Genomic DNA, 22,862 nt, shown 5'->3' with positions numbered 1-22,862 from the left:
ACCACTTGCGCTTCCGATCTCTCGTTAGCGGGAGGCGAATTCTACAGCGTTACTCGCTGTTGTCAACACCTCTTTTTCTCCGCTTTCGACCGAGAAGATCGAACCGTCAAAAGAGCCAAACATCACCGCTCTTTCAACTCCTTCCAGGCTTCGATGAACTGAAGCGACCCGCTCTCGAAACCTACTTAACTCATTGAATCTCAAGGAGTTTTCCGTTTCGACTGCGCCGGAAGTGGGGCGAATTATAGACGTCTGGAATCTGCCGTCAACCGCTAATTTCGCTTTTCTTTCAATTACTTGCAGATTGATCAAGAAACGCTCAGATCCCCCCTTATATATAGAGGAAAATGCCAAGCCTTCTATATAGAAGGCTTCTTAAAGCACTCCATCCTCTTTCAACACAGCCACCGCTCCTGCGCCCAAACCCAGGACTCTCTGCAAAACCTCCAAGGTATGCTCACCCAACAAAGGAGGCGCAAGGCGATACTCGACAGGGGTTTGCGACATTCGAATAGGGCTCGCCACCTGAGGCACCATCCCCGCCAACGCATGGGGCAACTCTATTGCCAACCCGCGAGCCTTCACCTGCGGGTCCTCAAACACCTGCGACAGATCATTGATCGGGCCACACGGCACGCCTGCCATCTCCAACTGAGCTACCCACTCAGCCGTGGTCTTGAAGACTGTCGCCTGGCGAATCAGAGGAATCAGCACCGCACGATTCGCCACCCGCAGCTTATTAGTAATGAAGCGCGGATCATCAGCCCACTGCGGTTGACCCGCCACTTCAGCAAACTTGCGGAACTGCCCGTCATTGCCCACGGTAAGGATGAAATCGCCATCTGCCGTAGGAAAGTCCTGATAAGGCACGATGTTCGGATGCGCATTGCCCAGGCGCTTGGGTGCATTGCCTGTGGTCAGGTAGTTCATCGCTTGGTTAGCCAGGCAGGCTACCTGCACATCCAGCAATGCCATATCAATGTGCTGACCACCACCGTCGTGATCACGATGAGCCAGCGCCGCCAGTATCGCCACGGTCGAATACAGCCCGGTCAGGATATCCGTCAGCGCCACACCAACCTTCACCGGCCCGGCACCTTCATCCCCTTCTGGCCGACCGGTCAGACTCATCAGCCCACCCAGCCCCTGGATCATGAAGTCGTAACCGGCACGCTTGGCATAGGGCCCGGTCTGACCGAAGCCAGTGATCGAGCAGTAGATCAGATCCGGATTGATTGCCTTCAGCGACTCATAGTCCAACCCATAAGCCGCCAGACCACCCACCTTGAAGTTCTCAATGAGGATGTCCGACTTGGCAGCGAGCTCGCGAACAAGCTTTTGACCCTCGGGACGCGTGAAGTCGATGGTCACCGATTGCTTGTTGCGGTTAGCCGACAGGTAGTAAGCCGCCTCCGACGTGTTCTCACCATAAGCGTCTTTAAGGAAGGGCGGCCCCCAGGCGCGAGTGTCGTCACCATTGCCCGGGCGCTCGACCTTGATCACTTCGGCGCCAAGGTCGGCAAGGATCTGCCCGGCCCACGGCCCGGCCAACACTCGCGATAAATCCAGTACCCGCAGATGCGACAGCGCGCCCATGGTCGCTCTCCTATTAATAGAACGCCTGCAGACCGGTTTGCGCGCGACCGAGGATCAGCGCGTGGACATCGTGCGTACCTTCATAGGTATTCACCACTTCCAGGTTGACCAAGTGGCGGGCCACACCGAACTCGTCGGAGATACCGTTGCCGCCCAGCATGTCGCGAGCCATGCGGGCGATATCCAGCGACTTGCCGCACGAGTTGCGCTTCATGATCGAAGTGATTTCGACCGCAGCCGTGCCTTCATCCTTCATGCGCCCCAAACGCAGGCAACCTTGCAGGGCCAGCGTGATCTCGGTCTGCATGTCCGCCAGTTTTTTCTGGATCAGCTGGGTAGCGGCCAATGGACGGCCGAACTGCATGCGGTCCAGCGTGTATTGGCGTGCGGTGTGCCAGCAGAACTCGGCAGCGCCCAACGCACCCCAAGAGATGCCGTAGCGTGCGGAGTTGAGGCAGGTGAACGGACCTTTCAGACCACGCACGTCAGGGAAGATGTTTTCTTCCGGCACGAATACGTTGTCCATGACGATCTCACCGGTGATCGAGGCGCGCAGACCGACTTTGCCGTGAATCGCCGGAGCGCTCAGGCCTTTCCAGCCTTTCTCCAACACGAAGCCACGAATGTCGCCGGCATCGTCCTTGGCCCAAACCACGAACACATCGGCGATCGGGCTGTTGGTAATCCACATCTTCGCGCCAGTCAGGCTGTAGCCGCCGTCGACTTTGCGTGCACGAGTAATCATCGCGCCAGGGTCGGAACCGTGGTTAGGCTCGGTCAGACCGAAGCAGCCGATCCATTCGCCGGAAGCCAGTTTCGGCAGGTATTTCTGTTTCTGCGCCTCGGTGCCGAATTCGTTGATCGGCACCATTACCAGCGAGGACTGTACGCTCATCATCGAGCGATAGCCGGAATCGACACGCTCCACTTCACGGGCAATCAGGCCGTAGCTGACATAGTTGAGGCCACTGCCACCGTACTGCTCAGGAATGGTCGCGCCCAACAGGCCGACTTCACCCATCTCGCGGAAGATTGCCGGATCGGTCTTCTCATGGCGGAAAGCTTCGAGCACACGCGGCGCGAGCTTCTGCTGAGCGAACTGCTCGGCAGTGTCGCGGATCATGCGCTCTTCTTCGGTGAGCTGTTGATCCAGCAGCAGGGGATCGATCCAGTTGAAGCTAGCTTTACCGCCCATGAGTGTGCCCTCGTAAATCGGTGAATTAACGTGGCATTGATCCTAGGCGCGGTTCGCGGTCGCGGCAAACGAGGATTTCGCATTCTGTTGTGCTAATTTCTCACTCCGAAACAACGCCGATAGCCTTTTAACCGACGTATTAGTGAGGTTGAAGTACATGCGCAGGAAGATCCCCAGCACAACCGCGCTGATCAGTTTTGAGGCTGCCGCTCGTCACGAGAGTTTTACCAAGGCCGCTGAAGAGCTTTCCATCACCCAAGGCGCCATTTGCCGACAGATCGCCAGCCTTGAGGAGTTCCTCAGCGTGGAACTGTTCCGACGCTCGCGGCGCGGGGTAAAGCTGACCGAAGCAGGGCTTTCCTACAGCCGTCGAGTGGCGACTCAACTCGATGCGGTCGAGCGCGATACGCTGTCGGTGATGGGCCAGCAAGGCGCCAATGTGATCGAACTGGCGGTGGTGCCGACCTTCGGCACGCAATGGCTGTTGCCACGCTTGAAAGATTTCCAGCTCAAGCATCCGGAAGTCACCGTCAACCTGACTAACCGCACTCAGCCATTCCTGTTCGCCGATACCGACTTCGATGCCGCCATCTATTTCGGCGATGCCGATTGGTCCGGTACCGAGTCCCACAGGCTGATGGGCGAAAATCCGATGCCCGTGTGCAGCCCCGCCCTACTCGGCAGCAAGACAAAGCTGACAGCGCAAGAGGTTGCCGAGCTGCCGCTCTTGCAGCAGACCACCCGCCCGTATGCCTGGCGCCAGTGGTTCAACTCGCAACATCTGAATATCCCTCGCGACATGACAGGGCCGCGCTATGAACTATTCTCCATGCTGGCGCAGGCAGCCATGCACGACATGGGCATTGCGCTGATCCCGCCGTTCCTGATTCAGCGCGAGTTGGCCGAGAAGCGGCTGGTGATTGCCAACCCCCAGGCACTGTCCAGCATCAAGGCGTATTACCTGATGATTCCCGAGCGAAAGGTCGAATCGGCGTCCCTGAAGGCATTTCGCGACTGGCTGGTGAACCAGGCGCAGAGCTACAGCCTAGAAGGGTAGCGACTTACAGCGTTAACTGACCTCGTAGTCAGAAAAATAAAAGCACTACAGATATAAGTATTTGTCGCATTTTCAATGACTGTATCCGAAAGTCGTACAGACGTCCCACAAGCGCCTGACGGCGTGGCTTTGAGCCTTCATTCGCGACTCATTACGGTCCATTCACGTCACCGATGAGATAAATCTTCGAATTCGTCCAGAATCCTTGTAAGGCACGGCCTGCAAGGGATTCAACCGATCATGTGCGACATTCGGTCACGGCATGACTTGTAGTTAATTTTCCGTCACCCGTCATAATCCCTTGAAGGGCATAAAGTTCGCCTGCAAAATGCCGCGCCCCGCCTTGATTTAGCGGGATCGTGCTGATCGGCCGCCCCAGTCGCACCATCCGAAGTGCCTGGGTTTACTCAATAAGATCACGCAGGAGATTTGACGTGCACATTGGTGTTCCTCTCGAAACCCAGACCGGTGAAACACGGGTTGCTGCAACCCCGGAAACCATTAAAAAGCTGATCAGCCAAGGTCATAAGGTCACTGTGCAAACCGGCGCCGGCGTTAAAGCCAGCGTTGTCGACAGTGCTTATGAAGCGGCAGGCGCAACTATTGGCAGTGCCAACGATGCGTTTGGCGCCGAGTTGATTCTCAAAGTGGTCGCCCCAAGCGATGCCGAACTGACGCTGATCAAGCGCGGTACGGTGCTGGTTGGCATGCTCAACCCGTTCAACAACGACACCATCGCCAAAATGGCCGAGTGCGGGATTACCGCGTTCGCCCTGGAAGCAGCGCCGCGCACCTCGCGGGCGCAGAGTCTCGATGTGTTGTCGTCCCAGGCGAACATTGCCGGCTATAAGGCCGTGTTGCTGGCCGCTCACTACTATCCGCGCTTCATGCCGATGCTGATGACTGCTGCGGGCACTGTGAAAGCGGCGCGCGTGCTGATTCTCGGCGCAGGCGTGGCCGGGTTGCAGGCGATTGCTACGGCGAAACGTCTGGGTGCGGTTATCGAAGCGTCCGACGTGCGTCCGGCGGTGAAGGAACAGATCGAATCCCTCGGCGCCAAGTTCGTCGACGTGCCTTACGAGACCGATGAAGAGCGCGAATGCGCCGTCGGTGTCGGCGGTTACGCGCGGCCGATGCCGGCGAGCTGGATGCAGCGTCAGGCCCAGGCCGTGCATGAACGCGCCAAGCAGGCTGACATCGTCATCACTACCGCGCTGATCCCGGGCCGCAAGGCACCGACGCTGTTGAGTGCGGACACCGTGGCGCAAATGAAACCGGGCTCGGTGGTCATTGACCTCGCGGCTGCGCAGGGCGGTAACTGCCCGTTGACCGTAGCCGATCAGGTCGTGATCGAGAACGGCGTGACTATCGCCGGCCCGACCAATCTGGCCGGTGAAGTCGCCGCAGACGCTTCGGCGCTGTATGCACGCAACCTGCTGGACTTCCTGAAGCTGGTCTTCACTAAAGAAGGCCAGTTCGACGTCAACCTCGAAGACGACATCGTCGCCGCGTGCCTGATGTGCCGCGACGGCCAAGTCATCCGCAAAAACGCCTAAGCAGGGATTCAGACGATGGAAGAGCTTATCTCCCCCGGTATCTACAACCTGATCATCTTCGTGCTGGCGATTTATGTCGGTTATCACGTGGTCTGGAACGTTACACCTGCACTGCACACGCCGCTGATGGCCGTGACCAACGCCATTTCGGCGATCGTGATCGTCGGCGCGATGCTGGCCGCTGCCCTGACGGTCACCCCGCTGGGCAAGACCATGGGCACCCTCGCCGTGGCGCTGGCCGCAGTCAATGTGTTCGGTGGCTTCCTGGTCACCCGCCGCATGCTTGAGATGTTCAAGAAGAAAGCCCCGAAAGTAAAAGAAGAGGCGCCGAAGTAATGAGCATGAATCTCGTCACGACGCTTTATCTGATCGCGTCGATCTGTTTCATCCAGGCCCTCAAAGGCTTGTCGCACCCAACCACGTCACGCCGCGGCAATCTGTTCGGCATGCTCGGCATGGGTCTGGCGATCATCACTACTGTAGGCCTCATCTATAAGCTCGGCGCTGAGCTGGCCACTGCTGGTATCGGTTATGTGATCGTCGGCCTGCTGGTCGGTGGTACCGCCGGTTCGATCATGGCCAAGCGTGTTGAAATGACCAAAATGCCGGAACTGGTCGCCTTCATGCACAGCATGATCGGCCTGGCAGCGGTGTTCATCGCCATTGCTGCCGTGGTTGAGCCGCAGTCGCTGGGCATCGTCAAGCAACTGGGCGACGCGATCCCGGCGGGTAACCGTCTGGAACTGTTCCTCGGCGCGGCGATTGGTGCCATCACCTTCTCCGGTTCGGTGATCGCCTTCGGCAAGCTCTCGGGCAAGTACAAGTTCCGTCTGTTTCAAGGCGCACCGGTACAGTTCAGCGGTCAGCACAAGCTCAACGCGGTGCTGGGTCTGGCGACACTGGCACTCGGTTTGACCTTTATGTTCACCGGTAACCTCACCGCTTTTGCGCTGATGCTGGCGCTGGCGTTCGTGATGGGCGTGCTGATCATCATCCCGATCGGCGGCGCAGACATGCCGGTGGTGGTGTCGATGCTCAACAGCTATTCGGGCTGGGCGGCAGCGGGTATCGGTTTCTCGCTGAACAACTCGATGCTGATCATTGCCGGCTCCCTCGTCGGTTCGAGCGGTGCGATCCTCTCGTACATCATGTGCAAGGCGATGAACCGTTCCTTCTTTAACGTATTGCTCGGTGGTTTCGGCAATACGGTTGATGCAGGCCCGGCCGGTGCGAAGGAAGCACGTCCGGTGAAATCCGGTTCGGCTGACGACGCGACGTTCCTGCTGACCAATGCCGACACCGTGATCATCGTTCCAGGCTACGGCCTCGCGGTAGCTCGTGCGCAGCATGCACTGAAAGAGCTGACCGAGAAGCTGACCCACCGTGGCGTGACCGTGAAGTACGCGATCCACCCAGTGGCCGGACGGATGCCTGGGCACATGAACGTACTGCTGGCCGAAGCCGAAGTGCCGTACGACCAGGTGTTCGAGATGGAAGACATCAACTCCGAGTTCGGTCAGGCCGATGTGGTGCTGGTGCTCGGCGCGAACGACGTGGTCAACCCGGCCGCCAAGAACGATCCGAAATCGCCGATTGCCGGTATGCCGATTCTCGAAGCGTTCAAGGCCAAGACCATCATCGTCAACAAGCGCTCGATGGCCAGCGGCTATGCAGGTCTGGACAACGAACTGTTCTATCTGGACAAGACCATGATGGTATTCGGTGACGCGAAGAAAGTTATCGAAGACATGGTTAAAGCCGTCGAGTAACTTTCGCCTGCTGCACCAAACGCCCCGACCTGTCGGGGCGTTTTTGTTTGCGCAAACAGTCGGACGATATGTCGCGTTGTTGCAGATCCGGTAACGATGTTTTACTTGAAACCCGCGCAATAGACGCCTCTTTTGCGACCTTGGTAGCGGGACAGGCACCAGCCAAATTCACTAGACTGCGCATCCTGCTACTCGCTGCCCGAGATAAAAATACATGTACCGTGACCGTATTCGCCTGCCTTCGTTGTTGGACAAAGTGATGAGCGCCGCCGACGCTGCTGCTCTGATTGAGGACGGCATGACCGTCGGCATGAGCGGCTTCACCCGCGCCGGCGAAGCCAAGGCCGTCCCTCATGCACTGGCCGAGCGGGCCAAGGTCACGCCGCTGAAGATCAGCCTGATGACGGGTGCCAGCCTGGGCAACGACCTCGACAAGCAACTGACCGAAGCCGGCGTGCTGTCGCGGCGCATGCCATTCCAGGTCGACAGCACCTTGCGCAAGGCGATCAACGCCGGACAAGTGATGTTCATTGACCAGCATCTGTCGGAAACCGTCGAGCAACTGCGCAACCAGCAACTGAAGCTCCCGGACATCGCCGTCATCGAAGCCGTGGCCATCACCGAGCAGGGCCATATTGTGCCGACCACTTCGGTGGGCAACTCGGCGAGCTTCGCGATTTTCGCCAAACAGGTGATCGTCGAGATCAATCTGGCGCATAACGCCAACCTCGAAGGTCTGCACGACATCTATATCCCGACGTATCGTCCGACGCGTACGCCGATTCCTCTGGTAAAAGTCGACGACCGCATCGGCAGCACCGCGATCCCGATTCCACCGGAGAAGATCGTCGCCATCGTCATCACCCAGCAACCGGACTCACCGTCCACGGTGTCGTCGCCGGATGTCGACACCAACGCCATCGCCGATCACCTGATCACTTTCTTCAAGCAGGAAGTCGACGCCGGGCGCATGACCAACAAGCTCGGCCCGCTGCAGGCCGGGATTGGCAACATCGCCAACGCGGTGATGTGCGGTCTGATCGACTCGCCGTTTGAAGACCTGACCATGTACTCCGAAGTGCTGCAGGACTCGACGTTCGACCTGATCGATGCCGGCAAGCTGAGCTTCGCGTCGGGCAGCTCGATCACGCTGTCGGAGCGGCGCAACACCGACGTGTTCGGCAACCTGGAGAAGTACAAGGACAAACTGGTGCTGCGTCCGCAGGAAATTTCCAACCACCCGGAAGTCGTGCGGCGCCTGGGGATCATCGGCATCAACACGGCGCTGGAGTTCGACATCTACGGCAACGTCAACTCTACCCACGTCTGCGGCACGCGGATGATGAACGGCATCGGCGGCTCCGGCGATTTCGCGCGTAACGCGCATCTGGCGGTGTTCGTGACGAAGTCGATCGCCAAGGGCGGCGCGATTTCCAGCGTTGTGCCGATGGTCAGCCACGTTGACCATACCGAACATGATGTCGACATTCTGGTAACCGAAGTAGGCCTGGCGGATCTGCGAGGCCTGGCGCCTCGCGAACGGGCCCGGGTGATCATCGACAATTGTGTGCACCCGGACTTTCGCCAGGCGCTGGATGACTACTTCACCGCCGCCTGCGCAATCGGTGGTCACACCCCCCACATCCTGCGTGAAGCGTTGAGCTGGCACATCAATCTGGAAGAAACCGGGCGGATGCTGACGGTGTAATTCACACAGATGTTCCGTCGGCGCAAACACAGTTTGCGTCGACGGTATTCAGAAATCCTCGACACCGTCAAAAACTGTACTGCTGTACCGGTCTTTTCCTACGGCAAATACCCACACTTTCTTCCGAAACCAGCAAAAACGCACTACTTAAGTGCGGACAGGTACAGTTTGCCCAATTTCGACCCGTACACCATCAATAAACAGTTAACTGGTCACTCACAATACAGTTGAACTGTATCTAGTGAGACTAGGCAAACGAGAGGATCATGGGCACCAGTCAAACCACTACCTGATCCCGCCACAAGCGGAAGGATGTCAACCATGGAACGTACACTCAGTTCCGAACTGTTCTTCGAAGACAAAGCTGCAAAAACCCAGGCTTCCATGCCTCTGCGCGTTCTCGCTAACCTGATGTTGTGGCAGCGCCGCATCTCCAGCCGCCACCAATTGGCCCGTCTGGATTCGCGTCTGCTGGCTGACGCCGGTATCAGCGAAGCACAACGCTACGAAGAGCTGAGCAAGCCGTTCTGGCGCTAAGTAGCGTCGCTGGCTCTGGTCGTTAGACCCACCGCCAGCAACCCGAATTGAATAAAACAAAACCCGTCGTGGGAAACCACGACGGGTTTTGTCGTTCTGGATGCTTCAAAACCGCAGAATAGACGCTTCGAGATTAAAACCAATACAGTTTTAGAATTATGAATATATGCAGGTACAGTTAAAAGTATTCCGCAGGAGCCAGCATTCTGACCACTGGGCGAATTGCACAGAGCAGCCTAATATCCATTCAGTACGTGGCGAATGCTGTGCCGATGGCGTCTGACTCCTCAGATACCGAGCCACCTCTCTATACGGTTTATCCACAGGAGTTACCCTATGACCCGTCTTCGCATGCTCAGCGCCGCAGCCCTGTTGGCCGTGGCTGCCAACGCCAGCGCTACCAGCTTCATCGTGACCACTGACTCGATTGTCGGCGCCCTGAAAGCCTCCTCCGACGCTACTTCCGACGTCACCTCTTCCTTCCGTGACGACAAGATCGTGCTCGCTGCCCGTGACGACGCAGCCAGCTTCGTCGCCAGCCAAGGCGACATCCGAGGCGTGAAACTGGAAAGCGCGCTGGATCACATCCGTCATCAGGCGCCACAACTGCAAGCCACCGACGCTCAGCTGGCTCAAGCCATTCTGACTATCTAAGCAGTCGCGGCATGGCGGGGCACGCCGGTCGTGTCCCGATATTTCGGCGCTGGCTCTAGCCCGGGCGTTGCGCTAGCCTTACGGCTCGCCAACAGTTGCCGAGTCCCATGCCTTTTATTCAAAAACTCCTGATCCCTTGCGTACTGTTAACTGCTTGCTGGACGACCTCGGCCAACGCCTTCGACGTCTCCACGCAAAACACCGTGGTGAGCGTCTGGGCGACCGGCATGGTGTCTTCCGCGCCGTTCGACCGTAAACTGCTGCTCGTCGCTCACGATGATGCGGCGGTATTTGTTGCCAGTGACGGTGAATTGCGCGGCGCTCGACTGGAATCCGCACTGCACTACCTGCGTAAAACTCGGCCGAAACTTCATGCCAGCGACCTTGAACTGGCAGAGGCAATTCTCGTCCAATAGTTAACCCAGTCCCTTGTTAACTTTGCCCTTCGGAGTCGTTCCATGCGTAGCCCGCTGATTGCTGCCGCCCTTGGCCTGTTTTTGTTGGCCGACCTGGCCCAGGCGCACACCCTGGTAGCCACCAGTAACATCATCGTTCGTGCCTCCCAGCGCACCATCGATTTCACGTCCGATACCACCACGTCGATTCGCGACTCGAAAATCATCCGCGAAGCCCACGACGACGCCGCCAGCTTTGTCGCCAGCAACGGTGATATCCGTGGCGCGCACCTGGAAGCCGCTCTCAACACCTTGCGCACACGCGTGCCGGAAGCTCGCGACGCCAGTGATCAGGTTCTCGCCGAAGCCATCCTCGCACTGTGAAGTCACTTGGCGCCTGGCTATTGGCCGGGGCGTTGTTGCTACTTGGCAACAGCGCCCACGCCGGCCTGCAATTGCGGCTCAAGACCGACGGTCTGAGTCCAGCCCAGCAACAGGCCAGCCAGGCGCTGATCGATGAAGCCATGCAGGCCTTGCCGCCGAGCTTTATCGAGCGGCTGGATCGGCGCATTGATGTCGGCTGGACCGATGACATGCCCGGAAATGCCTATGGCCAGGCAACCCTGGTCGCCGAACTCGATCTGAACCGCAAATTGCTCGCCGGTCTCACCGACGGGAGCGCGGCCAAAGAGAAGACCAATCGCCCCCACGGCACTGTGCGCCAGGAACTGCTCGCCACGGTGCTGCACGAAATCACCCACATTTATGACCGCGCACGCCTCTGGCCAAACGCCGAACGCACGCTGATCCAGCGCTGCACCCGGCGCTTCAACAGTGCCGGGCTGATCGGCATTCCCGATGAGTGCCGTGGCCAGAACGGGCGCCGCTTCACCCTTAGTGATGACCCGCGATTGCTCGACCTCGCCGGGTGGCCGCAATACGTCGGCCGTCGCGGCGAGCGCGAGCAACACAACCGACAGATTGCCCGCAGCCCCGACCTGTACGAAATCTCCAGTCCCAAGGAGTTCGTCGCGGTCAACATGGAGTACTTCCTGCTCGACCCGAGCTACGCGTGCCGCCGCCCGGCGTTGTATCGCTACTACAAGGATCACTTCGGCTGGGCGCCACCGGCCCCGAATTCCTGCGCCAAGACCTTTGCGTTTCTGAACGCCGGCAACGACTTCGCCAAGCAACCATTGGGGCAAGTCGATCCGGAGCGTGTCTACGCCGTCGATTACTTACTGGCCGAGGCCAATCAGAACTGGGTCAGCCGCTGGGGTCACAGCATGTTGCGTCTGGTGATCTGTGCACCGGGTCGTCCGCGTGGCCCGGATTGCCGGCTCGATCTGGATCAACATCTGGTGCTGTCCTACCGCGCCTTCGTGGGTGACGTGCAGCTGTCGAGTTGGGACGGACTGGTCGGCAAATACCCGTCCCGGCTGTTCGTTCTGCCGTTGGCGCAGGTGATCGACGAGTACACCAAGACCGAACTGCGCAGCCTCGCCTCAGTACCGCTGAATCTGTCGCGCAGCGAGATCGAAGGCGTGGTCGAACATGCCGCCGAGATGCATTGGAGCTACGACGGCAATTACTTCTTCCTGTCAAACAACTGCGCAGTGGAAGGCTTGAAACTGTTGCGCAGCGGCAGCAACAACGCGCAACTCACCGGCCTCGACAGCATCATGCCCAACGGTCTGCTGGAAGTGCTCAAGGGCCGTGGCCTGGCCGATACGAGCGTGCTGGATGATCCGAAAGAAGCGCTGCGTCTGGGCTATCGCTTCGACTCGTTCCGCGATCGCTATCAGGCGATGTTCGACGTGCTGAAGAAGCAGCTGCCGATCAAACAGAACACCGTCGAAGAGTGGCTTTCGTTGTCGGCCGAAGAACGCCGCGAATGGTTCGATCGCGCCGACCTGCGCACCAGCGCCGCGCTGTTGCTGCTCGAGCAGGCGAGTTTCCGGCGCCAGTTGTTGCTCGCGCAGGACGAGGTCAAACAGCGTTACCTCGGTGCGCGGGAACTGGAGAATGGCGGAATGGACAAGGCCAATGCGACCTTGCAGGAAATCCTCGCCAACAGTGGGTTTCTCAGTCGTCCGGCAGAACTGCTGGATTCGAAAGGCTACGGTTTGCCGCAACCCAGCGAGTTCAGCCGACTGGAAGCGGAAAGCAGCCAGCGGCAGAAGAAGCTGCTGTTACTTAGCGGCGATCTGGACAAGGAAGTGCGTAAGTTGCTGGAACCCAAGCGCGCCGCCGAAATTGCCGCCAGCGAGGCCAACGTGAAACAGATCGGCGAGCATTTGCGCAAACTGCACAAGGCGTCCGGCGGGCTGGAACTGCCGTAAAGGCAAAAGATCGCAGCCCCCGGCAATTCCTACAGAAGTCACATGTAGGCGCTGCCACGGGCTGCGATCTTTTGACTGACTAACGATTAATCCAGAACCCCGGTGCCCAAGCACTCATTCCTCTGAATCGGGAACTCTACCTTTAGCTGACGCGAGCCTTCCGCACGCCCTCTGCCAGTGCCGAGCACAGGCTCAATACGCCGTCGATGGCCTGATCCGGAGTCTGGGCATTGGCGATGTGATCGATCAGCGCCGAACCCACCACAACCCCGTCAGCCAGACGCGCAATCCCGGCGGCCTGCTCTGGCGTGCGGATACCGAAACCAATGCTGATCGGCAGATCAGTGTGGCGGCGCAAACGAGTGACCGCCTCTTCGACGTGCTCCAGCGTCGCCGCGCCGGCACCGGTGACACCGGCAACCGAGACGTAGTACACAAAACCGGAGCTGCCGTTGAGAACCTTCGGCAGTCGCGCGTCGTCGGTGGTCGGCGTAGTCAGACGGATGAAATCCAGGCCGGCAGCCTGCGCCGGGTCGCACAGTTCGTCGTTGTGCTCCGGCGGCATGTCGACAACGATCAGGCCGTCGACGCCAGCCTCTTTGGCCTGCGCAATGAAACTCTCGACACCAAACTTGTGGATCGGGTTGTAGTAGCCCATCAGCACCAGCGGTGTGTCGCTGTTGTCTTCGCGAAACTCGCGAACCATTTGCAGGGTTTTCAGCAGATTCTGCTTGGCGCCCAATGCGCGGATGTTCGCCAGTTGAATCGCCGGGCCGTCAGCCATCGGATCGGTGAACGGCATGCCCAACTCGATCACGTCGGCACCGGCTTTCGGCAAGCCTTTGAGGATCGCCAGCGAAGTGTCGTAATCCGGATCACCGGCGGTGACGAAGGTCACCAGCGCGGCGCGATTCTGTTGTTTGAGTTCGGCAAAACGGGTTTGCAGGCGGCTCATCAGTGTTTCTCCTGCTTGGACTGTTCCATATGGTGCATAACGGTCTGCATGTCTTTGTCGCCACGGCCCGATAGGTTGATCACCATCAGGTGATCCTTGGGCAGGGTCGGTGCGCGTTTGAATACTTCGGCCAGCGCGTGGGCGCTTTCCAGGGCAGGAATAATCCCTTCCAGGCGGCAGCATTTGTGGAATGCGTCGAGGGCTTCGTCGTCGGTCACCGAGGTGTACTGGACGCGGCCGATGTCATGCAACCAGGCGTGTTCCGGGCCGATACCCGGGTAATCGAGGCCGGCGGAAATCGAGTGAGCGTCGATGATCTGGCCGTCGTCGTCCTGCAACAGGAAAGTACGGTTGCCGTGCAACACACCCGGTACGCCGCCATTCAGGCTGGCCGCGTGCTTGCCGGTTTCGATGCCGTAGCCGGCGGCTTCAACACCGATAATCTCAACGCTTTTGTCATCAAGGAACGGGTGGAACAGGCCCATTGCGTTGGAGCCGCCACCGATGCATGCCACCAGGCTGTCCGGCAGACGACCTTCCTGCGCTTGCAGTTGGTCACGGGTTTCCTTGCCGATCACGGCCTGGAAGTCGCGAACCATCGCTGGATACGGGTGCGGGCCAGCCACGGTGCCGATCAAGTAGAAGGTGCTGTCGACATTGGTCACCCAGTCACGCAGCGCTTCGTTCATCGCATCTTTCAGAGTGCCAGTGCCGGCCACTACCGGAATCACTTCGGCGCCCAGCAACTTCATGCGAAACACGTTGGCCTGTTGGCGTTCGATGTCGGTGGTGCCCATGTAGATCACGCAATCCAGACCGAAACGCGCAGCCACGGTGGCAGTCGCCACGCCGTGCATGCCGGCGCCCGTCTCGGCGATGATGCGTTTTTTGCCCATGCGCCGCGCCAGCAGAATCTGGCCGATGCAGTTATTGATCTTGTGCGCGCCGGTGTGGTTCAGCTCTTCGCGCTTGAGGTAGATCTTGGCGCCGCCGCAGAACTCGGTCAGACGCTCGGCGTAATACAGCGGGCTCGGACGTCCGACGTAGTCGCGCTGGAAGTAGGCCAATTCTTCTTTAAATGCAGGATCTTCCTTGGCTGTCTCGTATTCGCGGGCCAGCTCGAGGATCAACGGCATCAGGGTTTCAGCCACGTAGCGGCCACCGAACGAGCCAAACAGGCCGTTGGCGTCAGGGCCATTACGCAGATCGGAAGTGTTCGAAGTCTGGGTCATGTTTTGCTCCAGCAGAATCGGGAATGACGTGAGAAGACAATGACGCCCACTCTACCCCTGACCTTCTATGCTGAAAACCGATAAGATCGCCGCAACCTGTCAGGAAAACTCACAGATACCATGAGCCACGACCTTCCCCCGCTCAACGCTTTGCGCGCCTTCGAAGCCACTGCCAGGCTGAACAGCGTCAGCCAGGCCGCCGAACAACTGCACGTGACCCATGGCGCGGTCAGCCGCCAGCTCAAGGTGCTCGAAGAACACCTTGGCGTCAGCCTGTTCGTCAAGGATGGGCGCGGCTTGAAACTCACAGATGCCGGTGTGCGTTTACGCGATGCCAGCGGTGAGGCGTTTGATCGCTTGCGCAGTGTTTGTGCCGAGCTGACGCAACGTACAGCTGATGCGCCGTTCGTGCTCGGCTGCTCGGGAAGCTTGCTGGCACGCTGGTTCATCCCGCGATTGGGAAGGCTGAATGCCGATCTGCCGGATTTGCGCCTGCATTTATCGGCGGGTGAAGGCGATCTCGACCCGAGGCGACCGGGACTGGACGCGTTACTGCTGTTCGCAGAACCACCCTGGCCTGCAGACATGCAGGTCTATGAACTGGCTGCAGAACGCATCGGCCCCGTCATGAGCCCGCTCTTCAACGGATATCAACGCCTGCAAAAGGCGCCCGCCTCAGCGCTGCTCGACGAACCCTTGCTGCACACGACATCGCGGCCGCAAGCCTGGCCGAGCTGGGCACAGCAAAATCACCTCGACGCCAAGGCGTTGAAGCTCGGGCAAGGTTTTGAGCATTTGTATTATTTGCTGGAAGCCGCAGTGGCGGGCCTTGGGGTGGCTATCGCGCCGGAGCCGCTGGTCACCGAAGACTTGAAGGCCGGTCGCCTGGTTGCGCCGTGGGGCTTCTGTGAAACCCCGGCGCAACTGGCGTTGTGGCTACCCAAGCGCGCCGCGGATGGGCGCGCCCGGCAACTGGCGCACTGGCTCAAACAAGAGCTGCGCCAGCCGGATCACTCGCCGCGCTTGAACAGCAAGTAAGCGGCCAGTAGACCCAAAGCACCCACCGCCACACCGGCGGTGGTCCATGGATGCTCCTGCGCGTAATCGCGGGTGGCGATCCCTGTCTCGCGGGTTTTCACTTTGACTTCTTCGTAGGCATCGCTGAGCAGGTGACGCGAATGTTTCAGCGCGCTTTCGGCATTGCTTTTCAGCGCCTTGAGAGTCTTGCGCGACTCGTCCGAAGCGTCGTCTTTCAGGCCTTCCAACGACTTGAGCAGACTCTCGATCTCCGCTTCCATGCTTTGCAATGAGGCTTTACGTAAAGAGGTGTTGGCCATGGTGGCTCTCCTGCATTGGTGATGAGTGGCGTGTGTTGATTGGGACTTCAGCGGATTGAGAAAGTGCAGAAATTCTGAACTTCGCTTGCGCAAAGCCGCCGAAATCAACAGTGCAAATTCACTGCTAGTCTCAATTCCACATCCCAAGGAGATCACCATGACTGACCACCACACGTACAAAAAAGTCGAGCTGGTCGGCTCGTCCCCAACCAGCATCGAAGACGCCATCAACAATGCGTTGGCAGAAGCCAACAAAAGCATCAAACATCTGGAGTGGTTTGAAGTGACCGAGACGCGCGGCCACATCAAGGACGGTAAAGCTGCGCACTTTCAGGTGACACTGAAAGTCGGGTTCCGCATCGCCAGCAGCTGAGTTTGGTCTACGCTTCTGAACTTGCGCGCTGGCCGAGTGCCATAGGAATGGCAAAGCGCTACAAGGTGGGCACGTCGGGTGAATAACCCGATGCCCGCCTCTTTTAATCCGACCAGGGAGTGCGACCGATGAAGAAGTTCATGTTGGCAGTAGGTTTGTTGAGCCTTGCGGGTGGTGCATTTGCAGCCGGCAAGCCTTGTGAAGATCTGAAGGCAGAGATTGCGGCGAAACTGGATGCCAAGGGCGTTTCCGGGTATTCGCTGGAGATCGTCGACAAGGGAGCGGCAGCTGACGGCAAGGTCGTTGGCAGCTGTGAAGGCGGCGCCAAGGAAATCGTCTACAAACGCGGTTGATTGCGCCTGAAATGCAAAAGCCGACGCGAATGCGTCGGCTTTTTTGTGGGCAACCATTTTTTAATGTAGGAGCGGGGCGAGATTCAGTTAGCCCTTCATCACCTGCGCCAGCAACTCGTAGGAACGCACGCGATCGGCATGTTCATACAAGTCAGAGGTAAAGATCAGCTCATCAGCCTGGGTTTGCTCAATCAGCACCTCCAGTTTCGCGCGGATTTTCGCCGGGCTGCCGACCATCGCCAAACCCAGGAAATCTCCCACCGCTTCACGCTCATGGGGCAGCCACAGGCCATCCATGGTTTTCACCGGCGGGCGCTGCACCAGGCTTTGCCCACGCATCAACGCGAGGATTCGCTGGTACACCGAAGTCGCCAGGTAATCGGCTTGCTCATCAGTGTCCGCCGCCACCAGCGGCACACCGAGCATCACGTACGGCTTGTCGAGCACCGCCGACGGCTTGAAGTGATTGCGGTAGACGCGGATGGCCTCGTGCATGAAGCGCGGGGCGAAATGCGAGGCGAAGGCGTAAGGCAAACCGCGCTCGCCGGCCAGTTGCGCACTGAACAGGCTGGAACCGAGCAGCCAGATCGGCACATTGGTGCCGGTGCCGGGCATGGCGATCACCCGTTGATCCGGGGTGCGCGGGCCGAGATAACGCGCCAGCTCGGCAACGTCTTCCGGGAAGTCGTCAGCACTGCCGGAACGCTCACGGCGAAGTGCGCGGGCAGTCATTTGATCGGAACCCGGCGCCCGGCCCAAACCGAGGTCGATACGACCCGGATACAGGCTTTCCAGCGTGCCGAACTGTTCGGCGATCACCAGCGGCGCATGGTTAGGCAGCATTACCCCGCCAGAACCGACGCGGATGGTCGAGGTACCGCCCGCCAGATAACCGAGCAGCACCGAGGTGGCGGAACTGGCGATGCCGTCCATGTTGTGGTGTTCAGCCACCCAGAACCGCGTGTAACCGAATTTCTCGGCGTGCTGCGCCAGGTCCAGCGAATTGCGCAGCGACTGCGCCGGGCTGCCGTTCTCGCGCACGGGCACCAGATCGAGGGTGGAAAATTTTACGTCGGACAGTTGCTTCATAAACCTGCGTCTCCGAGTGAGGAGGCAGGTTCTTCTCGCAAACGAAAACCTGCCGAATCCATAAGCGTGTTCTATGCAATGAGGGCATATACCCGAGTTTCAATAGCAGGACGAAAAATCCTACTAAAAAAGTCAACGATTCAGATAGGCTGAACTTTGTCCCGACGTCTATCCTCAGAAGCCTTGCAAGCAAAAACCACGAAGGCGCGGCGTCCCGCGCCAGATCTTGAGGAGGCAGACATGGCTATCGTGAAGAAAGCATCCGCACATTGGGAAGGTGATCTGAAAACCGGCATCGGCTCGATTTCCACCGAAACCGGCGTCCTCAGAGAAGCACCCTACGGCTTCAAGGCGCGCTTCGAGGGCGGTAAAGGCACCAACCCTGAAGAACTGATCGGCGCGGCGCATGCCGGCTGTTTCTCCATGGCGTTTTCGATGATTCTCGGCGATGCCGGCCTCAAAGCCGACAGCATCGACACCCAGGCTGAAGTCACGCTCGATCAGGTTGAGGGCGGTTTCGCGATCTCTGCGGTGAAGCTGATTCTCAAGGCGAAAATTCCGGGCGCGACCCAAGAGCAGTTTGAAGAACTGAGCAACAAGGCCAAGGAAGGATGCCCGGTGTCCAAGGTGTTGAATGCGAAGATTACCCTTGAGGCTTCGCTGGTCAGCTGATGTTCCAAGGCTGATTCTGGCGTTGGCAGTGCCGACGCCTTCGCGAGCAGGCTCGCTCCCACAGGGTTATGTGAACGCCACAAAGCTCTGTAGGAGCGAGCCTGTTCGCGAAGACGATCTGGAAATCATCACAGCGGGGCAAAAGCTGATCAAAGTTTGTGAGCGAAGTCAGAACTCGCGTTTCGAAAATGTGGTCGTATACGTGACAGCAGCTTCAGCCCACGCCCGTGCGCGCTGCCTCAAGGAGCTTCATTCATGAAACGTATTGGCTTGGCGATTCTCTGCAGTGCACTGGCCACCTCCGCTTTTGCCGCACCTAAAGACTGCGAAGAACTCCGCAAAGAGATCGAAATAAAGATTCAGGCTAAAGCCGTGCCGTCCTACACGCTGGAAATCGTCAGCAAGGAAGAGGCCGAAAAGCACGATATCGCCATGGTCGTAGGCTCATGTGAAAACGGCACTAAAGCAATCGTCTATCAGAAGAACGAGGACTGAAGTCGCTCAAGGTACACAGTTGATCTGCCGTTCCTTGGCAACGATCTGCCCCTGGCGATTGATCAACCGGGCGCTTGGCGTAAAGGCCAGCGACCGTGCCTCCAGCCGATAACGTTGCCCGGCCTCGAAATCATCGTAACGCACGGTCATGTAACACAGCCGCTCCTGCGGATCGGTGTCCATGCCCTGACCGCCGCCAAACACCTCGAAATCAAAACGCACCCTCAGTTCGTGACTCCCCGGCGTGACCTGGAAATATCGCCCGTCGGTCATCCTTTGCTTGTCCACTCGATCGGCCATCAACACCTTGCCGCCGGGGGTGGGCATGGCAAAGTCGACCCAGGCCATGGTGGGATCGACCGCCGGCATCGGGCTCTGGCAGCCGGCAACCACACTTGCTGCAAGCAACAGCGTTAACCTGCGCATGATCAATGTCCTTTGGATGAGAGCGCCAGCATAGCGCCGATCAGGTTTTCTGACAGCCCGCCGGCGTACCCTGCCCGACGACTTTGCGCTGCTCGTCATAAAGTTTCGCCCACGGGCGGAAACCGATACTGCCGGCCTGCAACTGATAACGCTGGCCGGCGTTGAAGTCCTTGAATTTCACGCTCAACTGGCAATCACGCCAGAGCGGCTCGGCGTCCGGGCCGATATTCGTCGCCTCGACCGGGAATTGATAACGCACCTTCAATTCATGACTGCCGGGCTGCACCTCGAAATAACGGTTGTCGACGGCGGCCTTGCTATCGACTTGCAGCGCCTGTAACGCCGTGTCCTGCTGCCGGGCATCGAGATCGATCCAGGCTTGCGAAGGGTCAGGATCGGGCATTCCGAATCCGGCACAACCGGCCAGCGTCAGCAGGCCTCCTGTCAGCATCAACATGCGCATAGCGAAGCTCCAATGGGCGGGATAGTCTTGCGGGCAGACTTTCCAGGGGGTTTCTTATTTTGATCAGGCCGCTTCCAAGCCATCGGTTACTTGATCGCGTTTTTCGGATTTTGTTTCCGGGTGTGATGCTTTTGTTGCTCAACGGTTGTGCAAGCGTCAGCTATTACAGCCAGCTGGCCAGCGGTCAGTGGCAATTGCTGCAGGCCCGCGAACCGGTCGCCAACGTGATTGCCGACCCGAGCCGCGAGGCGAAATTACGCACGCACCTGGTCCAGTCGCAGCAGGCCCGGTCTTTTGCCAGCGAACACCTGCATCTGCCGGACAACCAGAGTTATCGCCTGTACGCCGACATTGGCCGTCCTTTCGTGGTGTGGAATGTGTTCGCCACCACAGAGTTTTCCCTGACCCCGCAAAACCACTGCTTCCCGATTGCCGGGTGCGTGGCCTATCGCGGTTATTACAGCCAGAGCGCCGCGCGGGGTGAAGCTGCGATTCAGCGCTTGCAGGGCATGGACGTGTCGATTGGCGGTGTCGAGGCCTATTCGACGCTGGGCTGGTTCAACGACCCGATCCTCAATTCGATGATGGGCTGGGGCGACGAACGCCTGGCCACGCTGATCTTCCATGAACTGGCGCATCAGCAGTTCTATGTGAAGGACGACACCGAGTTCAACGAGTCGTTTGCCACGTTTGTCGAGCAGGAAGGTACTCGGCAATGGCGGGCGTTTCGCGGATTGCCGGCGGATACCAACTCCCGACTCAAGCAGCGTGATCAGTTCATCGCGTTGGTACTTGCTACGCGCTCGCGGCTGGAAACGTTGTATGCACAGCCGCTGCCCGTCGAGCAGATGCGCGAGCGCAAAGCGGCCGAGTTCGAGCAGTTTCGCCGGGATTACCGGGTGATGCGTGACAGTCAGTGGGCCGGGGACAAGCGTTATGACGCCTGGGTCAATACGCCGCTGAACAATGCGCGGCTGCTGCCCTTCGGGCTATATGACCAATGGGTGCCGGCGTTTGCGGCGTTGTTCAGCCAGGTTGGGGGGGATTGGCCAAGGTTTTACGCGGAGGTCGAGAGGCTGGGTGGGTTGCCGGTTGTGGAGCGTAAATTGGCATTGAAAACGTTGGCAGACTCTCAGCCCTTCAGTGGCTGATCCGGCCTCATCGCTGGCAAGCCAGCTCCCACAGGGATTTTGCTGAACCTGAAGACACCGCTTACCTGTGGGAAGCAGATCTCACAGTGATTGCGGCGACCTTGGTGACACGCTTACCTGTGGGAGCCAGATCCAACAGTGAATGCGGTGCCCCTGAAGACACCGCTTTCATGTGGGAGCTGGCTTGCCAGCGATGACGTATTGATCAGCGCTGCAAAAATGCCTGATGCAACTCGGCCAGCGTTTCAAAGTGATAAGCCGGTGTCTCGGCATTCAACTCTTCAAAACTGCCAAACCCATAACCCACCGCCGCCGCGTCCAGACCATTGCTGCGCGCGCCAATCAGGTCGTGCTTGCGATCGCCGATCATCAAGGTGTTCGCCGGGTCCAGCCCTTCTTCCGCGAGCAGGTGCGCAATCAGCTCAACCTTGTTGGTCCGCGTGCCATCCAGCTCACTGCCGTAGATCACCTTGAAGTGCCGGGCAAAGTCGAAGTGCCGGGCAATCTCGCGGGCGAACACCCAGGGTTTGGACGTTGCGATGTAGAGCTGCCGACCTTGGCCACTCAGGGTTTCCAGCAGCGGCGTGACGCCCTCGAACACGCGGTTTTCATACAGGCCGGTGACCTTGAAGCGCTCGCGATAGAAATTCACCGCCTCCCACGCCTTCGCTTCATCAAAGTCGTAAAACTGCATGAATGCCTGCAACAGCGGCGGGCCGATGAAGTGCTCAAGCTTGGTCAGGTCTGGCTCATCAATGCCGAGTTTGCTCAGCGCGAACTGGATAGAACGGGTGATGCCCTCACGCGGATCGGTCAGGGTGCCATCGAGGTCGAACAGTACGGTCTGGTAATGCATGAATATTCCTGAGCAGTCGCGAATTCGATTCAGAGTGTGTCGTAGCCTTCGGCCAGGTGCAGGTCCTTGAGCTTCACGTAGTTCGCCGCGCTGTAGGTGAAGAAGGCGTTTTCCTTGTCGGTCAGCGCCCGGACCTGTTTCACCGGGCTACCCACGTAAAGGAAGCCGCTGTGCAGACGCTTACCCGGCGGCACCAGGCTGCCAGCGCCGATGATCACGTCGTCTTCGACCACTGCGCCGTCCATGACGATGCTGCCCATGCCGATCAGCACGCGGCTGCCGACGGTGCAGCCATGCAGCATGACTTTGTGGGCGATGGTCACGTCATCGCCGATCAACAACGGGAAGCCATCGGGGTTGAACGGGCCGGCGTGGGTAATGTGCAACACGCAGCCATCCTGCACGCTGGTACGGGCACCGATGCGGATGCGGTGCATGTCGCCGCGGATGACTGTCAGCGGCCAGACGGAGCTGTCTTCGCCGATTTCGACGTCGCCGATCACCACCGCGGAGCCGTCGACAAAGGCGCCTTTGCTCAACTGCGGGGTGTGGTTCTGGTATTTGCGAAGGGACACGATTAGTTCTCTCTCTGTCGCCGATAGCTGCGGTGAGTGTCGATTGTAATTAAGATGGGCACATGTTTCTTCCAGC

Annotated in this window: 27 protein-coding genes; 16 read left to right on the top strand and 11 right to left on the bottom strand. The window is 58.8% G+C overall.

Annotated features, from left to right (window positions below; all coding sequences use genetic code 11):
- Nucleotides 1-24: 24 nt before the first annotated feature.
- The 3 genes from H8B20_RS13040 to H8B20_RS13030 form a co-directional block, all read right to left on the bottom strand.
- On the bottom strand, nucleotides 25-312 hold the full coding sequence (locus H8B20_RS13040; RefSeq protein ID WP_210623345.1) for a hypothetical protein: 288 nt from the start codon (nucleotides 310-312) through the stop codon (nucleotides 25-27).
- Between the two features lie 63 nt (nucleotides 313-375).
- On the bottom strand, nucleotides 376-1,596 hold the full coding sequence (locus H8B20_RS13035) for a CaiB/BaiF CoA transferase family protein (RefSeq protein WP_210623344.1): 1,221 nt from the start codon (nucleotides 1,594-1,596) through the stop codon (nucleotides 376-378).
- Between the two features lie 13 nt (nucleotides 1,597-1,609).
- Entirely contained in the window at nucleotides 1,610-2,791 is a 1,182-nt protein-coding gene (locus H8B20_RS13030; protein ID WP_042557010.1) for an acyl-CoA dehydrogenase, read from the bottom strand.
- 157 nt (nucleotides 2,792-2,948) lie between these two features.
- On the opposite strand from H8B20_RS13030, the gene H8B20_RS13025 reads away from it, so the two are divergent.
- The 10 genes from H8B20_RS13025 to H8B20_RS12980 all read left to right on the top strand — a co-directional run bounded on the left by H8B20_RS13025 (nucleotide 2,949) and on the right by H8B20_RS12980 (nucleotide 12,809).
- Nucleotides 2,949-3,848 (top strand): LysR family transcriptional regulator, encoded by a 900-nt coding sequence (locus H8B20_RS13025; RefSeq protein WP_210623343.1) that lies wholly within the window; start codon nucleotides 2,949-2,951, stop codon nucleotides 3,846-3,848.
- 434 nt (nucleotides 3,849-4,282) lie between these two features.
- The gene (locus tag H8B20_RS13020; protein ID WP_210623342.1) at nucleotides 4,283-5,404 is read left to right on the top strand and encodes a Re/Si-specific NAD(P)(+) transhydrogenase subunit alpha; all 1,122 of its coding nucleotides are present in this window, start codon (nucleotides 4,283-4,285) and stop codon (nucleotides 5,402-5,404) included.
- Nucleotides 5,405-5,419: 15 nt separating this feature from the next.
- A complete protein-coding gene (locus H8B20_RS13015; protein WP_003187417.1) occupies nucleotides 5,420-5,740 on the top strand; it encodes an NAD(P) transhydrogenase subunit alpha part 2 in 321 nt (106 codons plus the stop codon).
- The gene (locus H8B20_RS13010) at nucleotides 5,740-7,173 is read left to right on the top strand and encodes an NAD(P)(+) transhydrogenase (Re/Si-specific) subunit beta (protein ID WP_047299226.1); all 1,434 of its coding nucleotides are present in this window, start codon (nucleotides 5,740-5,742) and stop codon (nucleotides 7,171-7,173) included. Before H8B20_RS13015 ends, H8B20_RS13010 begins: the two co-directional genes overlap by 1 nt.
- 214 nt (nucleotides 7,174-7,387) lie before the next feature.
- Complete coding sequence (locus H8B20_RS13005) at nucleotides 7,388-8,881, top strand: acetyl-CoA hydrolase/transferase family protein (RefSeq protein ID WP_115147869.1); 1,494 nt, start codon at nucleotides 7,388-7,390, stop codon at nucleotides 8,879-8,881.
- Nucleotides 8,882-9,202: 321 nt separating this feature from the next.
- Entirely contained in the window at nucleotides 9,203-9,418 is a 216-nt protein-coding gene (locus tag H8B20_RS13000) for a DUF1127 domain-containing protein (protein ID WP_009041553.1), read from the top strand.
- A 336-nt stretch (nucleotides 9,419-9,754) separates the two neighbouring features.
- Nucleotides 9,755-10,072, top strand: a complete 318-nt coding sequence (locus H8B20_RS12995) for a DUF2388 domain-containing protein (RefSeq protein ID WP_047299224.1) — start codon at nucleotides 9,755-9,757, stop codon at nucleotides 10,070-10,072.
- Nucleotides 10,073-10,179: 107 nt separating this feature from the next.
- Complete coding sequence (locus tag H8B20_RS12990; RefSeq protein ID WP_042557004.1) at nucleotides 10,180-10,488, top strand: DUF2388 domain-containing protein; 309 nt, start codon at nucleotides 10,180-10,182, stop codon at nucleotides 10,486-10,488.
- A 42-nt stretch (nucleotides 10,489-10,530) separates the two neighbouring features.
- A complete protein-coding gene (locus H8B20_RS12985) occupies nucleotides 10,531-10,851 on the top strand; it encodes a DUF2388 domain-containing protein (RefSeq protein WP_042557003.1) in 321 nt (106 codons plus the stop codon).
- Entirely contained in the window at nucleotides 10,848-12,809 is a 1,962-nt protein-coding gene (locus tag H8B20_RS12980; protein ID WP_200617383.1) for a DUF7844 domain-containing protein, read from the top strand. Before H8B20_RS12985 ends, H8B20_RS12980 begins: the two co-directional genes overlap by 4 nt.
- Before the next feature lie 142 nt (nucleotides 12,810-12,951).
- On the opposite strand, the gene trpA is transcribed toward H8B20_RS12980, so the two are convergent.
- Complete coding sequence (gene trpA, locus H8B20_RS12975) at nucleotides 12,952-13,764, bottom strand: tryptophan synthase subunit alpha (RefSeq protein WP_210623341.1); 813 nt, start codon at nucleotides 13,762-13,764, stop codon at nucleotides 12,952-12,954.
- Nucleotides 13,764-14,996, bottom strand: coding sequence for a tryptophan synthase subunit beta (trpB, locus tag H8B20_RS12970; protein ID WP_042557000.1), 1,233 nt, complete (start codon nucleotides 14,994-14,996; stop codon nucleotides 13,764-13,766). The genes trpA and trpB overlap by 1 nt, the downstream gene beginning before the upstream one ends.
- A gap of 120 nt (nucleotides 14,997-15,116) precedes the next feature.
- Here trpB and H8B20_RS12965 point away from each other — a divergent pair, with 120 nt between their 5' ends.
- The gene (locus H8B20_RS12965; protein WP_210623340.1) at nucleotides 15,117-16,034 is read left to right on the top strand and encodes a LysR family transcriptional regulator; all 918 of its coding nucleotides are present in this window, start codon (nucleotides 15,117-15,119) and stop codon (nucleotides 16,032-16,034) included.
- Here H8B20_RS12965 and H8B20_RS12960 read toward each other — a convergent pair.
- On the bottom strand, nucleotides 16,007-16,333 hold the full coding sequence (locus H8B20_RS12960; RefSeq protein ID WP_042556998.1) for an ElaB/YgaM/YqjD family protein: 327 nt from the start codon (nucleotides 16,331-16,333) through the stop codon (nucleotides 16,007-16,009). The genes H8B20_RS12965 and H8B20_RS12960 overlap by 28 nt on opposite strands.
- A 157-nt stretch (nucleotides 16,334-16,490) precedes the next feature.
- Between H8B20_RS12960 and H8B20_RS12955 the strand changes: the two genes are divergently transcribed.
- Together H8B20_RS12955 and H8B20_RS12950 are read left to right on the top strand one after the other, a co-directional pair.
- Nucleotides 16,491-16,706 (top strand): dodecin, encoded by a 216-nt coding sequence (locus H8B20_RS12955; RefSeq protein ID WP_042556997.1) that lies wholly within the window; start codon nucleotides 16,491-16,493, stop codon nucleotides 16,704-16,706.
- A 128-nt stretch (nucleotides 16,707-16,834) separates the two neighbouring features.
- Nucleotides 16,835-17,059, top strand: coding sequence for a DUF1161 domain-containing protein (locus tag H8B20_RS12950; RefSeq protein WP_042556996.1), 225 nt, complete (start codon nucleotides 16,835-16,837; stop codon nucleotides 17,057-17,059).
- 87 nt (nucleotides 17,060-17,146) lie between these two features.
- On the opposite strand, the gene H8B20_RS12945 is transcribed toward H8B20_RS12950, so the two are convergent.
- Nucleotides 17,147-18,148 (bottom strand): LLM class flavin-dependent oxidoreductase, encoded by a 1,002-nt coding sequence (locus tag H8B20_RS12945; protein ID WP_042556995.1) that lies wholly within the window; start codon nucleotides 18,146-18,148, stop codon nucleotides 17,147-17,149.
- Between the two features lie 240 nt (nucleotides 18,149-18,388).
- Between H8B20_RS12945 and H8B20_RS12940 the strand changes: the two genes are divergently transcribed.
- On the top strand, nucleotides 18,389-18,820 hold the full coding sequence (locus H8B20_RS12940; protein ID WP_042556994.1) for an OsmC family protein: 432 nt from the start codon (nucleotides 18,389-18,391) through the stop codon (nucleotides 18,818-18,820).
- Between the two features lie 255 nt (nucleotides 18,821-19,075).
- Nucleotides 19,076-19,315, top strand: coding sequence for a DUF1161 domain-containing protein (locus tag H8B20_RS12935; RefSeq protein ID WP_210623339.1), 240 nt, complete (start codon nucleotides 19,076-19,078; stop codon nucleotides 19,313-19,315).
- A 6-nt stretch (nucleotides 19,316-19,321) separates the two neighbouring features.
- Here the strand turns inward: H8B20_RS12935 and H8B20_RS12930 are convergent, their stop codons facing one another.
- A complete protein-coding gene (locus tag H8B20_RS12930) occupies nucleotides 19,322-19,741 on the bottom strand; it encodes a PA0061/PA0062 family lipoprotein (protein WP_042556992.1) in 420 nt (139 codons plus the stop codon).
- A 40-nt stretch (nucleotides 19,742-19,781) separates the two neighbouring features.
- Nucleotides 19,782-20,204: a PA0061/PA0062 family lipoprotein gene (locus H8B20_RS12925; protein WP_042556991.1), complete on the bottom strand. Its 423-nt coding sequence runs from the start codon at nucleotides 20,202-20,204 to the stop codon at nucleotides 19,782-19,784.
- A 59-nt stretch (nucleotides 20,205-20,263) separates the two neighbouring features.
- Here H8B20_RS12925 and H8B20_RS12920 point away from each other — a divergent pair, with 59 nt between their 5' ends.
- Nucleotides 20,264-21,355, top strand: coding sequence for an aminopeptidase (locus tag H8B20_RS12920; protein ID WP_210623338.1), 1,092 nt, complete (start codon nucleotides 20,264-20,266; stop codon nucleotides 21,353-21,355).
- A 205-nt stretch (nucleotides 21,356-21,560) separates the two neighbouring features.
- Here H8B20_RS12920 and H8B20_RS12915 read toward each other — a convergent pair whose 3' ends face one another.
- Complete coding sequence (locus H8B20_RS12915; RefSeq protein ID WP_042556989.1) at nucleotides 21,561-22,211, bottom strand: HAD family hydrolase; 651 nt, start codon at nucleotides 22,209-22,211, stop codon at nucleotides 21,561-21,563.
- Between the two features lie 29 nt (nucleotides 22,212-22,240).
- The gene (locus tag H8B20_RS12910; RefSeq protein WP_042556988.1) at nucleotides 22,241-22,786 is read right to left on the bottom strand and encodes a gamma carbonic anhydrase family protein; all 546 of its coding nucleotides are present in this window, start codon (nucleotides 22,784-22,786) and stop codon (nucleotides 22,241-22,243) included.
- Nucleotides 22,787-22,862 lie beyond the last annotated feature (76 nt).

The sequence above is a fragment of the Pseudomonas sp. P42 genome, assembly GCF_017973755.1.
In the GTDB taxonomy this organism is placed as follows: Bacteria; Pseudomonadota; Gammaproteobacteria; order Pseudomonadales; family Pseudomonadaceae; genus Aquipseudomonas; species Aquipseudomonas iridis.
This window is presented reverse-complemented; position numbering and strand designations above follow the sequence as displayed.

Excerpts from the sequence above, each read along its gene's own strand:
- H8B20_RS13035 (WP_210623344.1), bottom strand. The coding sequence starts at position 1,596 with ATGGGCGCGCTGTCGCATCTGCGGGTACTGGATTTATCGCGAGTGTTG.
- H8B20_RS13030 (WP_042557010.1), bottom strand. The coding sequence starts at position 2,791 with ATGGGCGGTAAAGCTAGCTTCAACTGGATCGATCCCCTGCTGCTGGAT.
- H8B20_RS13025 (WP_210623343.1), top strand. The coding sequence starts at position 2,949 with ATGCGCAGGAAGATCCCCAGCACAACCGCGCTGATCAGTTTTGAGGCT.
- H8B20_RS13015 (WP_003187417.1), top strand. The coding sequence starts at position 5,420 with ATGGAAGAGCTTATCTCCCCCGGTATCTACAACCTGATCATCTTCGTG.
- H8B20_RS13010 (WP_047299226.1), top strand. The coding sequence starts at position 5,740 with ATGAGCATGAATCTCGTCACGACGCTTTATCTGATCGCGTCGATCTGT.
- H8B20_RS13005 (WP_115147869.1), top strand. The coding sequence starts at position 7,388 with ATGTACCGTGACCGTATTCGCCTGCCTTCGTTGTTGGACAAAGTGATG.
- H8B20_RS13000 (WP_009041553.1), top strand. The coding sequence starts at position 9,203 with ATGGAACGTACACTCAGTTCCGAACTGTTCTTCGAAGACAAAGCTGCA.
- H8B20_RS12995 (WP_047299224.1), top strand. The coding sequence starts at position 9,755 with ATGACCCGTCTTCGCATGCTCAGCGCCGCAGCCCTGTTGGCCGTGGCT.
- H8B20_RS12990 (WP_042557004.1), top strand. The coding sequence starts at position 10,180 with ATGCCTTTTATTCAAAAACTCCTGATCCCTTGCGTACTGTTAACTGCT.
- H8B20_RS12985 (WP_042557003.1), top strand. The coding sequence starts at position 10,531 with ATGCGTAGCCCGCTGATTGCTGCCGCCCTTGGCCTGTTTTTGTTGGCC.
- trpA (WP_210623341.1), bottom strand. The coding sequence starts at position 13,764 with ATGAGCCGCCTGCAAACCCGTTTTGCCGAACTCAAACAACAGAATCGC.
- trpB (WP_042557000.1), bottom strand. The coding sequence starts at position 14,996 with ATGACCCAGACTTCGAACACTTCCGATCTGCGTAATGGCCCTGACGCC.
- H8B20_RS12965 (WP_210623340.1), top strand. The coding sequence starts at position 15,117 with ATGAGCCACGACCTTCCCCCGCTCAACGCTTTGCGCGCCTTCGAAGCC.
- H8B20_RS12960 (WP_042556998.1), bottom strand. The coding sequence starts at position 16,333 with ATGGCCAACACCTCTTTACGTAAAGCCTCATTGCAAAGCATGGAAGCG.
- H8B20_RS12955 (WP_042556997.1), top strand. The coding sequence starts at position 16,491 with ATGACTGACCACCACACGTACAAAAAAGTCGAGCTGGTCGGCTCGTCC.
- H8B20_RS12950 (WP_042556996.1), top strand. The coding sequence starts at position 16,835 with ATGAAGAAGTTCATGTTGGCAGTAGGTTTGTTGAGCCTTGCGGGTGGT.
- H8B20_RS12945 (WP_042556995.1), bottom strand. The coding sequence starts at position 18,148 with ATGAAGCAACTGTCCGACGTAAAATTTTCCACCCTCGATCTGGTGCCC.
- H8B20_RS12940 (WP_042556994.1), top strand. The coding sequence starts at position 18,389 with ATGGCTATCGTGAAGAAAGCATCCGCACATTGGGAAGGTGATCTGAAA.
- H8B20_RS12935 (WP_210623339.1), top strand. The coding sequence starts at position 19,076 with ATGAAACGTATTGGCTTGGCGATTCTCTGCAGTGCACTGGCCACCTCC.
- H8B20_RS12930 (WP_042556992.1), bottom strand. The coding sequence starts at position 19,741 with ATGCGCAGGTTAACGCTGTTGCTTGCAGCAAGTGTGGTTGCCGGCTGC.
- H8B20_RS12925 (WP_042556991.1), bottom strand. The coding sequence starts at position 20,204 with ATGCGCATGTTGATGCTGACAGGAGGCCTGCTGACGCTGGCCGGTTGT.
- H8B20_RS12915 (WP_042556989.1), bottom strand. The coding sequence starts at position 22,211 with ATGCATTACCAGACCGTACTGTTCGACCTCGATGGCACCCTGACCGAT.